Annotated in this window: 12 protein-coding genes; 1 reads left to right on the top strand and 11 read right to left on the bottom strand. The window is 64.4% G+C overall.

The annotated features are described in order from the left end of the window. Window positions 1-2: 2 nt before the first annotated feature. The 9 genes from AC5RU9_RS16945 to AC5RU9_RS16905 form a co-directional block, all read right to left on the bottom strand. Window positions 3-1,220 (bottom strand): thiolase family protein, encoded by a 1,218-nt coding sequence (locus tag AC5RU9_RS16945; protein WP_494017343.1) that lies wholly within the window; start codon window positions 1,218-1,220, stop codon window positions 3-5. Window positions 1,221-1,315: 95 nt separating this feature from the next. Further along, window positions 1,316-1,780, bottom strand: a complete 465-nt coding sequence (gene pcaC, locus AC5RU9_RS16940) for a 4-carboxymuconolactone decarboxylase (RefSeq protein WP_494017342.1) — start codon at window positions 1,778-1,780, stop codon at window positions 1,316-1,318. Then, entirely contained in the window at window positions 1,777-2,580 is an 804-nt protein-coding gene (locus AC5RU9_RS16935) for an alpha/beta fold hydrolase (RefSeq protein WP_494017341.1), read from the bottom strand. Before AC5RU9_RS16935 ends, pcaC begins: the two co-directional genes overlap by 4 nt. Next, window positions 2,573-3,988 (bottom strand): lyase family protein, encoded by a 1,416-nt coding sequence (locus tag AC5RU9_RS16930; protein WP_494017340.1) that lies wholly within the window; start codon window positions 3,986-3,988, stop codon window positions 2,573-2,575. Before AC5RU9_RS16930 ends, AC5RU9_RS16935 begins: the two co-directional genes overlap by 8 nt. Beyond that, the gene (pcaG, locus tag AC5RU9_RS16925; RefSeq protein WP_494017339.1) at window positions 3,985-4,587 is read right to left on the bottom strand and encodes a protocatechuate 3,4-dioxygenase subunit alpha; all 603 of its coding nucleotides are present in this window, start codon (window positions 4,585-4,587) and stop codon (window positions 3,985-3,987) included. The genes AC5RU9_RS16930 and pcaG overlap by 4 nt, the downstream gene beginning before the upstream one ends. Before the next feature lie 4 nt (window positions 4,588-4,591). Continuing rightward, window positions 4,592-5,461: a protocatechuate 3,4-dioxygenase subunit beta gene (pcaH, locus tag AC5RU9_RS16920; protein WP_211711068.1), complete on the bottom strand. Its 870-nt coding sequence runs from the start codon at window positions 5,459-5,461 to the stop codon at window positions 4,592-4,594. Between the two features lie 52 nt (window positions 5,462-5,513). Then, window positions 5,514-7,385 carry a bifunctional sugar phosphate isomerase/epimerase/4-hydroxyphenylpyruvate dioxygenase family protein gene (locus tag AC5RU9_RS16915; RefSeq protein ID WP_494017338.1) on the bottom strand — a complete coding sequence of 624 codons (1,872 nt, stop codon included), beginning with the start codon at window positions 7,383-7,385 and terminating at the stop codon, window positions 5,514-5,516. After that, window positions 7,385-8,302 (bottom strand): shikimate dehydrogenase, encoded by a 918-nt coding sequence (locus tag AC5RU9_RS16910; RefSeq protein WP_494017337.1) that lies wholly within the window; start codon window positions 8,300-8,302, stop codon window positions 7,385-7,387. Before AC5RU9_RS16910 ends, AC5RU9_RS16915 begins: the two co-directional genes overlap by 1 nt. 220 nt (window positions 8,303-8,522) lie before the next feature. Next, the gene (locus AC5RU9_RS16905; RefSeq protein WP_494017336.1) at window positions 8,523-9,293 is read right to left on the bottom strand and encodes an IclR family transcriptional regulator; all 771 of its coding nucleotides are present in this window, start codon (window positions 9,291-9,293) and stop codon (window positions 8,523-8,525) included. A 203-nt stretch (window positions 9,294-9,496) separates the two neighbouring features. Here AC5RU9_RS16905 and AC5RU9_RS16900 point away from each other — a divergent pair, with 203 nt between their 5' ends. Continuing rightward, window positions 9,497-10,834, top strand: coding sequence for an MFS transporter (locus AC5RU9_RS16900; RefSeq protein ID WP_494017335.1), 1,338 nt, complete (start codon window positions 9,497-9,499; stop codon window positions 10,832-10,834). Between the two features lie 205 nt (window positions 10,835-11,039). On the opposite strand, the gene AC5RU9_RS16895 is transcribed toward AC5RU9_RS16900, so the two are convergent. Together AC5RU9_RS16895 and AC5RU9_RS16890 are read right to left on the bottom strand one after the other, a co-directional pair. Next, window positions 11,040-11,867: a peptidase M56 family protein gene (locus AC5RU9_RS16895; protein WP_494017334.1), complete on the bottom strand. Its 828-nt coding sequence runs from the start codon at window positions 11,865-11,867 to the stop codon at window positions 11,040-11,042. After that, window positions 11,864-12,448, bottom strand: coding sequence for an RNA polymerase sigma factor (locus tag AC5RU9_RS16890; RefSeq protein WP_494017333.1), 585 nt, complete (start codon window positions 12,446-12,448; stop codon window positions 11,864-11,866). The genes AC5RU9_RS16895 and AC5RU9_RS16890 overlap by 4 nt, the downstream gene beginning before the upstream one ends. Between the last annotated feature and the right edge of the window lie 400 nt (window positions 12,449-12,848).

The raw sequence follows: 12,848 nt of genomic DNA, 5'->3' as shown, positions 1-12,848 counted from the left end.
CCCTATGCCCCCTTCACTGAAGCAGTAACGTTTTCCAGCACCACGGCCAGGCCTTGGCCCACGCCGATGCAGATCGCCGCGACACCCCAGCGCTGCCCGGAGGCCTGCAAAGACCGGGCGAGGGTGCCCAGGACGCGGGTGCCGGAAGCACCGAGCGGGTGGCCCATGGCAATCGCGCCGCCGTGACGGTTCACAATTGCGGGGTCGATCCCCCACGCATCCACGCACGCCAGCGACTGCGCGGCGAACGCTTCGTTAAGTTCGACGGCGCCCACCTGGTCCCAGCCGATGCCCGCCTTCGCGAGGGCCTTGTTCGCGGCCTCCACCGGGGCGTACCCGAAGAACTGGGGATCGTTGCCGTGCGCACCGCGGCCGGCGATGCGGGCCAAGGGATCCAAACCGAGAATCCCCGAGGCAGCCTCGGAACCGATCCACGCAGCCGAAGCACCATCGGACAAAGGCGAGGCGTTCCCGGCGGTGACCGTGCCGCCGTCGGGCCCTGAGCCCTCAGGACGGAACACGGTCTTCAACCCGGCCAGCTTCTCCGCAGACGAACCAGCGCGGATGCCTTCATCACGCACCAAGTCCGTACCGGGGACCGCGGTCACCAGGTTGTCGTAGAACCCCTCGTTCCACGCGGCATCAGCCAGGTTGTGCGAATCAGCGGCAAACTGGTCCTGCCGTTCACGGGTGATCCCGTACTTCTCACGCAAACGTTCGGTGGCCTCGCCCAGGGAGATGGTCCAGTCCTTGTTCATGGCCGGGTTCACCAAACGCCATCCCAGCGTGGTGGACGCCAGCGTCATGTCTCCGGCCGGGTAGGGCTTGGAGGTCTTGGGCAAAACCCACGGCGCACGGGACATCGACTCGGCGCCGCCCACCAGCATGAGCTCGGCATCGCCGGCGTTGATCTGGCGCGAAGCGATGATCGCCGCATCCAATGACGAACCGCAGAGACGGTTCACCGAGGTGCCCGGAATCGACACGGGCAGACCGGCCAGCAGGGTGGCCATGCGGGCGACGTTGCGGTTTTCCTCGCCGGCGCCGTTGGCGTTGCCGAACACCACCTCGTCGATCCGCTCAACATCCAGCCCGGGCGCCCGCTTCACGGACTCGCGGACCACGTGGGCGGCAAGGTCATCGGGACGGACAGCAGCAAGGCCGGAGCCGAACTTGCCAAAGGGCGTGCGCACGGCGTCGTACACAAAAGCCTGGTTCATGGGTTTCTCTTTCTGCTTGCCCAACTAGGGGACAGCACACGTCGCTATGAGCCGTCAGTGGGACAAGAGCTGTCCCCTAGTTGGGTAAACGGGGGTTAGTTGGGAGTGGTGGACGCGGAGGATGCGTCGATCTCGGCGAAGACCTTCTGGGCCGTCTTGAAAGCCGAGTTGGCCGACGGCACACTGCAATAGATCGCCGTCTGCAACAGGATTTCCTTGATCTCGTCCCTGCTGAGGCCGTTGTTGAGTGCCGCCCGGACATGCATGGCGAGCTCCTCCCAATGCCCGTGGGCCACCAGGGCCGTGAGGGTGACCGCGGAACGCATCTGCCGGCTAAGTCCTGGCCGCGTCCAGATGCCGCCCCAGGCGATCCTGGTGATCATGTCCTGGTAGTCCTCAGTGAAGGAATCCTTGTTGGCATTCGCGCGGTCCACATGGGCCTCGCCAAGCACTTCGCGCCGGACAATCATGCCGGCGTCGTAAATGTCCTGCGCGGAAGCGTCAGGCTGGACGGCACCGTTCCGAACTGCGTCGTTGTGCCCGGGGTTCAAAGCACTCATCGTCCGTTCTCCTTCATGAAGGTCCGCATCAGCCCGGCCACCACGGCCGGTGCCTCTGCTGGCGCCAGGTGTCCGACGCCGTCGAGCGCTTCCGCCACGGCGAAACCGCCGCCCGTCCGGATGCCGGCAGCGGTCTCTTCCGCCATGGACGGCGGCGCCACAGTGTCCTCGACGCCGGCGATCACCTGCGTGGGGACGGTGATGCTCCCGAGCTGGTCGCGCACATCGAAAGCGGCCAGGGCTTCGCAGCAGAACGAGTAGCCGAAGCGGTCGGCGTCGCGGAGGGCGTGCAGGAGGCGGCTGCTGATCTCCGGCTGGCGGTCCATGAATCCTGGGCCGAACCATCGCTCAGCAGAACCCTGGATCATCACCGGCGTCCCCAGTTTGCGGACAGTTTCAGCGCGTTCCAGCCAACCCTCGGGCGTGCCGAGCTTCGGTCCGGAGCACTGGACCGACAAGCTGCGGAGGCGGTCGCCGTGCTTGATGCCGAGCTGCAGTCCGGTGGCACCGCCCAGCGAGACCCCCGCGTAGTGGAACAGCGCGCCCGGGCTCACCGAATCGACAAGATCGACGACGGCGTCCGCCAGTTCCGCGACATCGAAACCTTCGGTGGTGGTCGGCGAGATGCCGTGGCCGGGGAGGTCCCAGCCGATGACGTCGTACTCATCGCCGAGAAGGGCTGCGGTTTCTGTCCAGAGAACAGTGGATGTGCCCAGCGACGGGCCAACAACCAGGAGCGGCTTGGCTCCCAGTTCCCGCTGCGGGGAGAGCAGCACTGCCTTGACTGTTGGCTTAGCCACGTGTGGTTCCTTTCGTGGAGGTGAATTCGGGGTAGGCGGCGAGGATCCGGCGGCTGATCTCGCGTGCCACGCCGAGGTAGCTCGCCGGATCCAGGAGCGCCTCAAGTTCGACGTCGGAAAGCTTGTCCGACGGCACGGCCTCGCGCAGCAGCTTGCGGTAGGTGTCAGCCTGCTCGGGGGCTGGCGCGGTGAGGGTTTCGTCGACGACGGCCTGCAGCTTTTGCTTTCCGTCGTCACCCAGGAGAGGTGCGACGGCGGCCGCCACACCTTCGCTGAGCAGCAGGGGACCCGAGATTCCGAGGTTCCGGCGCATGGCGTCAGGGAAAACGCGCAAGCCTTCCGTGAGTTCGCGAAGGTGGCCGGACGCACCGGCAGCCAGTGCCAGCAACTGGCGCAAAGCCGGCCATTCACTATGCCAAGCGCCGTCCGGGCGTTCATCGTTGAAGGTGGCCGCCGCGAGGTGAAGCTGCGAGGCAAGGCCGGGAGCCTGCAACGCCGCACTGCGTACCAGCACCGACAGCACAGGGTTCTGCTTCTGCGGCATGGCCGAGGAAACACCGCGCCCGGCAGCCAGTGGTTCGCCGAGTTCGGCTACTTCCGGGCGGCTGAGGAACAGCAGGTCCGCGGCGATCTTGCCGAAGGAGTCGATCAGGGCAGCAAGCCCGTCGCCCAACGACGTGATGGCCAGGCGGTTGGTGTGCCACGGAGCCGGGGCGGGCGCCAGCCCGAGCTTGGCGGCGAGGGCATCGGCAAGAGCGAACGGCGTTGAGCTCGAACCCGCTGTCAGCTTGGCCCCGGAGGCAAGCGTTCCGCCGGCACCGCCGAACTGGACCGGCAGCTCCAACGATTCCAGTCGCCGGGAAGCCGCGGCAACTCCCTGGAACCACTGTGCTGCCTTGAGCCCGAACGTGTACGGAAGGGCATGCTGAGTCAGGCTCCTGCCCACGCACAGCGTGTCCGCATGCTGTTCGGCCAAGGCGGCGAGCGCCGTCGTCGTTCTTTTGACGTCAACCAGCAACGCAGAAACGGTGCGGCTGGCGAGCACCATAAGGGCGGAGTCCAGGACGTCCTGGCTGGTCAGCGAGGTGTGGACCGCGGAAGCCGCGCCGATTCCGGCGGTGTCCAGGGCCTTGACCCGGGCGCGGAGATCGCCGAGCAGCGGAATGACCGGGTTTCCACCGCCCTGGGCACGCTCGGCGAGAGCGGCGACGTCGTAAGAGCCGGCGTCGGCGGCTTCGGCCACCACGGCGGCGGATCCGGCGTGGACCAGCCCCGCCTCCTCGAGGACGCCCGCCCAGGCGGCTTCGACGTCCAGGATTGCCGCGATCACGGCACGGTCGCCCGTCAGCGACGCCACAGCGGGCGACGCCGAGACGGGGCTGAGGAGGCCGAAGTCGCCGTCGGTCATGGGGTTGCCAAATCCCCGGACGAACCCAAATCCAGGGAACCGTCCTGCTGGAAGTCCAGGAACACGGTCTCGTCGCCGCCCTGCAGGCGGATGTCCCAGGTGAGGCCGCCGTCAGGGTCGCGGCGTGCGATCAGCGTCTTTTGGCGCTCGGGGTCCAGGGAGCTCAGCAGTGGATCGTTGGCCAGCGCTTCCTCGTTTTCCGGCAGGTACACGCGGGTGAAGAGGCGGTTCATGAGGCCGCGGGCGAAAACAGCCACGGAAATGAAAGCGGCACCGCCGGGCTTAACCGGCCCCGGGTTCACGGTGGTGAACGTGTACACCCCGGAGTTGCCAACTGCGCTGCGGCCCCAACCGGTGAACGTGTAGCCGTCGCGGACCAGGGAGCCGGTGCGCTGGACGATGATGCCCTCGGAGTCGGGCTGCCAGATTTCGAGGATGGCGTCCGGGATGGTGTTGCCGGCGCCGTCGTAAACCGTGCCTTGGAGGCGGATGCTGCCCGGGCTGCCCGGGGCGAGGAGCTCGTTGTCCTTATTAAAGGGAAGGGCGTAGCCGTAGAAGGGGCCAACTGTCTGTCCCGGTGTGGGTGCCAGCTTGCTCATGCGCTTACTCCTCGTCCCCGGCGTCGCCGTATGCTTCGTTTTCCGTCCAGGTCCGCTTGGACCCGGTCAGGATGATGTCCCACTTGTAACCGAGGGCCCACTCGGGGCTGGTCAGCTCGTGGTCGTACTGGGCCACCAGGCGGTCGCGGGCGTCCTGGTCCACGATCGACTGGTAGATGGGGTCCAACGGGAAGAGCTGGTCACCCGGGAAGTACATCTGGGTGACGATGCGCTGCGTGAACTCGGAGCCGAACATGGAGAAGTGGATGTGGGCCGGACGCCAGGCGTTCAGGTGGTTCTTCCACGGGTACGCGCCGGGTTTGATGGTGGTGAAGCTGTAGGAGCCGTCGTCGCCGGTGATGCAACGCCCGACGCCGGTGAAGTTCGGATCCAGCGGGGCGGGGTGCTGGTCGCGCTTGTGGATGTAGCGGCCTGAGGCGTTTGCCTGCCAGATCTCCACGAGTTGCCCGGCAACCGGGCGTCCGTCGCCGTCGAGGACGCGGCCGGCAACGATGATGCGCTCACCCTGCGGTTCGCCGTTGTGCTGGATGGTCAGGTCCGATTCCAGTGCGTGCACGTCCTGGTGACCGAACGCGGGCGAGTAGAGCTCGATGGTCTCCGGGTCCGCATGGTGCAGGCTCTTCGTGGGGTGGCGCAGGATGCTGCTCCGGTACGGCGCGTAGTCCAGCCGCGGCATGGTTTCGGGTCCCTTGCCGTCCTTGACGGCCTGGGCGTAGCGGTTGCCGATGGCCTGGATCTCAGCACTGAGATCTGCCTGGGTTTCCACCTTCTTGGTGTCGTGCGCGGCGTGTGGCTCAGCTGGCGGCACGAGTTCCTCGGTTTCGAGAGCTTGTGCGGTGTGGTCTTGCGGCACAGCCGGCTCCTTTCGGTTTGGATGGATTCTTGGTGGTACTGGTCGGAGGGCTTTACACCCGGTGGAGCGAGTCGTATTGGACGGCGTGGCGCACCGGAGCGTTGGGCGCACCGTAGCCGTCATAGTTGCCGCGCCGCTCCACCATTTCGAAGAACACACTGCCCACGGTGGCCGTGTAAAAGTGGAGGAATTCGCCGTTGGCGTCCCGGTCGTACAGGAGGTTCAGTTCCTTAAGGGTGGCCAGGAACCCGGGTTCAAGATCGAACCGGGCATCCAGGTCCTCGTAGTAATTGGCCGGAATCTGCAGGAACTCCAGCCCTCGATCGCGTGCGGACCGGGCTGTTGCCACGAGGTCGTCCACGGCGAAGGCGATGTGTTCCTGGTACGTTTTGCGTGCTTTTTCGGCCTGCTGTGCCGGTGCCAGGTTCAGCACCAGCCTCACCGCGCCGTTGCTGGTCTGCATGACCTGGGAGCGGACCAGGCCGCTGGGGCTCGGCACTTCGGCAAACGGCTGCGGTTCCAGGGCCAGTGCGCTGGTGTAGAAGAGGACGGCTTCGTCGAAGTGCTGCCACGGCTGGGCCAGGTTCACGTGGTCGATGACCGCTGTTTGACCGGCGCCGGCGTGCTCCAGCCCCTCCCCAAACTCGTGCGTCCAGGCCGCGGTTCCGTCCGGGCTGCCCTGGCAAAGGAAGATCTCGGTGGAGTCCGGCGCCGAGATGCCCTGGAACACCTCTTCATCAGCCTGGACCTTGCGGGCCACCACAGGCGCCTTGAGTTGCTGGGCGCGAGCGGAGGCAATCACTGGAGAGTCGACGTCGAACCCCAAAGCGGCGATAGCCGGTTCCGCGTGTTGAGCTGCTTGCTCGTTGATGATCACGCGGGCCTGGCCCATGGTCCAGAGCTGGACGTCCTTGGTGCGGTGGCGGCCCTCGAATTCGAAGCCGAGCTGGCCCAGGAGCTTCTCGAGCTGCGCGGTGTCGTCAGCTTTGACCTCGGCGAAGTTGAATCCTGCGGGTTCGTTCACCTTGGGCAGCGTGGCAAGTTCCATAGGATAACGACGGCGGGACTTGGCTTGGGTTCCTGCTGCGGCGTCCGCCGGGCTACTGGCCAGCCACTTGGCGCTCTGTTCCTCAAGCCAGATCAGGGAGCGCATGGCATCCACTGCGGTCCGCTCAACGTCGGACTGGCGGAAGACGTCGTTGAACACTTCAAGGGAAACCGGGCCCGTGTAGCCTGCGCGGACCACGTGACCCATGAACTTGGCGAGCTCGAACTGCCCTTCGCCCGGGAACACGCGGTAGTGGCGGCTCCAGGAGAGGACGTCCATGGAGAGCTTGGGGGCATCGGCAACCTGGACGAAGAAGATCTTCTCCGCGTTGATGTCCTCGATCGGGGCGGTGTCCCAGTCGCGGGAGAGGATGTGGAACGAGTCCAGGCAGGTGCCGAGGTTGGGGTGGTCCACCATTTCGACCAGGCGGTATGCGTGCTCGTAGTCGTTGACGTACTTTCCCCAGGCCAAGGCTTCGTAGGCAACCTTCACGCCGTGGTCCCCGGCCAGTGCTGCGAGCTCAGCCAGTTGTTCAGCCCGCAAGTGGTCGTCGTCAATGGTTGCCGTTGCCACGTTGGAGCACACCAGGATGGTGTCCATGCCCAGGCGTTCCATCAGGTTGAACTTTGCCTCGGCGCGCTTGAGGTTGGCCTTCAGCAGGTCCGGAGTGACGCCGTCGAAGTCCCGGAACGGCTGGTACAGGTCAAGGCCCAAGCCGAGGTCTGCGGCCATTTTCCGCACTTCCTCCGGGCTGAGGGGTGACGTGACCAGGTCCTGCTCGAAGATCTCGATGCCGTCGAAGCCCGCAATGGCGCAGGCCTGCATCTTCTCCTTCAGCGTGCCGGACAGGCAGACGGTGGCGATTCCAGTGCGCATCAGCGGGCCGCCTTTGCGAGGGTGCCCTCGTTCAGAGTGGCGGCTGTGTCCTCCAGGGCGATCAGCTCCAGGAAGTGGGCCCGCATCCGCTCACGGTCCGCTTCACGACCGGTGATGAGTTGGAAAGCGTCCGCGGCCTGACCGACCGCCATGCGACCGCCGTCGAGGACGGCACAACCCTTGGCGCGGGCTTCACGGACCAACTGCGTTTCGATCGGGCGATAGACAATGTCCGCCAACCAGTGCCGCGGCTCAAGGAGTTCGATGTCCAAAGGCAAGCCCGGGTGCGCGGCCATGCCGATGGGGGTGCAGTGGACCAGGCCGTCAGCGCGGGGCATGAGCTGTGGGAGTTCATGCGGCGTGTGCGGCGTAACCGACGCCTCGGGGAACAGTTCACCGAGTTCCGCAGCACGTTCGGCCGCCCGGTCCGCGTCCATGTCCACGAGGTCCAGTTCCTTGACTCCGGCCTTGAGCAGCGCGTAGGCGACGGCGGACCCGGCACCGCCAGCGCCCAACTGGACGACGCGGTTGAGTTTGGCATCCGGGAGGCCGTCGGCGAGCGCCGAGCCGAACCCGGAGAAGTCTGTGTTGTGTCCGATGAACCGGCCGTCCTGAATCAGGACCGTATTGACGGCACCCAGGCGAGCGGCGTCGTCGGAAATTTCGTCGAGGTGCTGCATCACCAGCTGTTTGCACGGGTGCGTGATGTTCAAGCCGTTGAAGCCCATGCGCTGGGCCGCGGTCAGGAGATCCCCGACGGCGGCGGCCGGCAATGCGAGTTCAAGCAGGTCGATGGGACGGTACAGCAAGCGAAGGCCCTGCACATCGGCTTCGCGTTCGTGCATGGGCGGAGTGAGCGAGGGCATGACGCCTTCGCCAATCAGGCCCACCAGAACGGATTCGGCTCGGTTGCTCATCCTCAAGCTCCTTCTAACTTCAGCACCGCGGACAGGTGGCGTTTTCTACGCGCCGCATGCCGGGTGTTATTTACGTTACTACAGATGTTCATATTCCGCACGCATGTTCTTATCGCGAACAAATACTCTGCGGGGTTCGCTATGCGAGGCCCGCTCTGCAGGATTTCGCAGGGTAATACCCTGCTTAGCGGGCCTCGCAACGGGGGCTACCGGCCGGGGGCTAGCGTCGGGGCAGGCGGGCCGCGAGTTCGGCCGCGGCCTCCTGCAGGGTGGGGACGTGCGCAATGAGTTCCTCCATGGTGAGGCGGAAGACCGGCACGGCCGTGGCCAGGGATGCGAAGGCGTGGCCCTGGGAATTGAGGACCGGCACGGCGACGGCCCGCATGCCAATCTCGTTTTCCTCGTCCATCACCGCGTAGCCCTGGCGGCGCACCTGCTCAATCTCCTCACGGAATGCGTCACGATCAGTGATGGAGTGCTCCGTGAGCGCATCCAACGGAAGTTCCTCCAGGAGTCGCTTGCGTTCGATTTCCTCCTCGAAAGCCACAATGGCCTTGCCCACCGAGGTTGTGTGCAGCGCACCCAGGTGGCCGGGGTCGCTGGTGACCCGGAACGTCCTGGGTCCGTCCACCTTGTTCACGGTCAGGTGATGGTTCCCATCCCGGACAGAGAGGATGGTGGCCTCGTGGGTGCGCTCGGTGACACGCTGGAGGACAGGCAATGCGGTAGCCGCAAAGCCGTGGTGGTTTGAAACCCGCTGACCCAGCTGGAAGACCCGCAGGCCCAAGTGGTACCGCCGTCCGTCGGGCTCGTAGTCGACGAAACCGTCGCGGGTCAGGGACCCCAGCAGGCGGTAGGTGGTGCTGAACGGGAGGCCCGCACTCCTCGCCAGGTCCGCGGCACTGGCCCCACGGGGTTCGTCACCAAGCAGTACCAGCAGGCTCAGGGCCTTGCCGACCATGTCGGTCTTTGTGTCATCTTTCACACTCATGTTTCGATGCTCTCACATGGTGAGAGCTATTTCTAGATGGTGGTGGCATCTCTTGACAAGTGACCGCACTCACAGCCACTATTGCTGTATTGCACAAGTAGCTCTCACCATGTGGTTACTTTGAGGGATGATCCGGCCGCACCTCGCTCTGGTCTCCCACAGACGCTAGATCCGCGACATCGTCGTCACAGAAGGAACACCCAATGAGCCAAACAATGCCGTCAGCGACGCCAGGCACTGAAACCATCACCGGAACTCCCCGCAAAGCAGCCCTCGCCAGCTTCCTGGGCAGCGCCGTCGAATACTACGACTTCTTCATCTTCGGCTCGGCAGCGGCACTGATTTTCCCGCACGTCTTCTTTCCGGACGCCGATGCCAACGCATCCATCATGTCCTTCGCGACCTTTGGTTTCGCCTACGTCGCCCGACCCATCGGCGCCATCATCCTGGGCCACTTCGGCGACAGGATCGGCCGGCAAAAAGTCCTCATGTTCACGTTGGTTCTCATGGGTGCGGCAACGTTCGTCATCGGCTGCCTTCCGGACTTCAAGACCATTGGCTGGTGGGCCCCCGTGCTTCTGGTCCTCGCCCGACTCTGCCAAGGCCTTTCCGCGGCCGGCGAGCAGGCCGGCGCATCATCGATGACCCTCGAGCACGCCCCGGATAACCGCCGGTCCTTCTTCACCTCGTGGACCCTGACCGGTACGCAGGGTGGCCAGATCCTGGCAGCTTTGGTCTTCATCCCCGTCGTGGCATTGCCAGACGAGATCAAATACGGCATCGGCTGGCGCATCCCCTTCTGGCTCAGCGCCGTGGTGGTCATTGTGGCCTTCTTCATCCGACGCACCCTGCACGAGCCACCGGCGTTCGCCGAGGCCAAGAAGAACAACCAGATTTCCAAGCTTCCCGTCGCTGACCTTCTTCGCCTGCACTGGCGCGACGTGCTCCGGGTGGTTTGCTGCGCCTTCATCGCCGCCGTCAGCACCGTGTTCGGCACCCTCGCCATCAAGTACGCCCAGGACGTGGCCCACGTCAACAGCACCATCACCCTGTGGTTGGTTGTTGCGGCCAACGTCGTAGCCCTAGGAACCCAGCCACTGTTCGGCATGCTCGCGGACAAGATCGGCCGGAAACCCGTCTTCATCTACGGAGCCATCGCCAGCGCCATTATGACCCCGGTGTTCCTGCTGACCCTCGAAGGCGGCAACGTTCCTCTCATGTTCCTGGTCTCCGTGGTCTTCTTCGCCTTCGGATACGCAGCAGCGAACGCCGTATGGCCCTCCTTCTACGGTGAAATGTTCAGCACGAAGGTCCGCTTCTCCGGCCTGGCGATCGGCACCCAGCTCGGCTTCCTCATGGCAGGGTTCGCTCCGGCAATCGTGACTGCACTCGGCGGGACCAAGCCCGGTGGATGGGTCCAGATCTCCATCTTCACCGCAGTGATTTGTGCCATCGCAGCAGTCTCCGCAATGACGGCACGCGAATCGGCCAAGACCCCCACGTCGCAGCTCGGCCTGCACAAGCAAGCCCAGCCCGCGTAACACCGACGCTCCTGCCCACGCAGTCGGAACTGGAGCACGGAAAGCCCGGAATGTCACCTGACACTCCGGGCTTTTCGCTGCGCCTGATACGGTACCGGCGGAGGCACCGGGGACGGGCCGCGCCAACCCACGCAGGAGGCGCGGCTAGCTATCCTGTGCATTGAATCTGGACATGAAGGCCGCCATCGCATCACGGTTCACGGGCTCATTGGGTGCCTGAGGGAGGAGCTTCGCTTGCTCTTTCCACGATTTGCGGGTCGCCCCCGCCAATGATGAATTCGCCCACCACGGTTTTGCCGTCGACGTCGTAGACGGGGATCGATACGGCGGCGTTCCCGCGTGCTTCCTGCCAGGCCAGGGCTTCGGCCGGGCTTTTGAAGGTTTTCGCCGCGGCTGTCCCGTTCGCCTCTTCCAAATCAGTGTTGTACACATAGCCGCGGGTGTTGTTGGTGGCCATTACTGCCACGAGGTCCGGCGCTCCGTTCTCGTTTTCCATGCCGTAGGTTTTACCGTCCTTGTTGATAGCCCACGGTGTTGTTTCCTGGTTCACGTACTCGACAGTGATTTTCCAGCGTGTGATTGATCCGGTGCTGATGGTGATGCTGGTTTCGCCAGCTACCAAGGGGGTGATGCCGCGTGCGGTGGAGGGGCCGGTGAGTAGGTCCTCGCTGGTGCATCCCATACCGGCGCCCCTCTCTCCGATCTTGAGATAGCCAGGTGTCAGGCAGGTAAGTTCCATCTCCACACCGGTTGTCCCGGATGGAGGTTCTCCCAGGTCGATGGTGGCGGTTCCCTCGTAGGTCCCGGTGATGGGCTTGGACAGGGACGTCACCTCCTGGCCGCCGGGCATCACGAAATATCCTGCAGCTGCTGCGCCCACGCCGCCTGCAAGCCCGAGGCCCGCTACGGTGCCGGCGCCCAGCCACAGGCGCAGGCGTTTCCGTCTGCGGGCCGGTGTGGCGTTCTGGACCCGTGATACCAGCTCGGCGCGGAGCGCCCGGCTCAAGGCCTCATCCGGTTTTAGCTGGTTCATGACCGGTCTCCTTCCAATGCGGGTACTGGCCGGGTTGGATTCTTCAATGCTGCTTTCATACGCTGCCGGGCACGGTGCATACGAGATTTCGCCGCCTCCGGCGTCAGATGGAGGATGGTCGCAGCGGCAGCGATGGTGTATTCCTCGAAGATGACCAGGCTGACCAAATGCAGGTCCAGCTCGTTCAGCGTGCCTAACGCTCTCGCCGCGTCCTGGTCCATTTCGGTTTGGAGGAAGGGCTCATCCGCCGAGGTAGCAACCTCTGGAGAGCGTGGCAGGGTGTCGAGGAACTTCCGGTAACGGAAGACGGCTCTTTTCGCGTTGCGGGCCACGTTGGTTGTAGTCACCAATAGCCAAGGGAGTACTGACCCGTTGACCATCCGCACCTTGGACCGCCGCCGCCACAGCTCCAGGAAGGTGGCGGACATGATGTCTTCGGCCTCGTGTCTGTCACCGGTGAGACGGTAGGCGTGCCGGAAGACGCGGTCACGGTGTCGGTCATACAGTACTCCGAAGGCATCACCGTCACCCCTGAGACTCTTCTGCCAGAGCTGGCCGTCGTCGGTTTCATTGGTCCCCATGCCCTGTATTGTCCGGCGCCAGCCAAAAGGTTTCACAATGCCCCAAGAAACTTTCAAGCGAACGGACCAGCAGCACACACCAACTGAGCACCCTCTCATGAGATGGCTGGAGGACTGATGCTCCAGATGTCCGTACTCAAGGGCGTAGACGAGGACCTTGGAACACTGGCCGCCTCTAGTCGACCTCGCTGCGACTAAGGGCACAGCAACTACATAGGAGTTGTGAGTGAGCCGCAATCAGCACGACATTGAAGCTATCCGAAACTAGGTCATCGCCGCGGTCGCAGAGCTAAGTGCTGGGGCCTGTGCAGAGCATGGCACGCACCGGATAGAAGTTGCCGACTGGCTCGAAAAACAGTTCTTCGATCTCGCAGATCCGTGCGCACTGCTTGAAGCAACG

The sequence above is a fragment of the Arthrobacter sp. B0316-5-4 genome (assembly GCF_059090325.1).
This window is presented reverse-complemented; position numbering and strand designations above follow the sequence as displayed.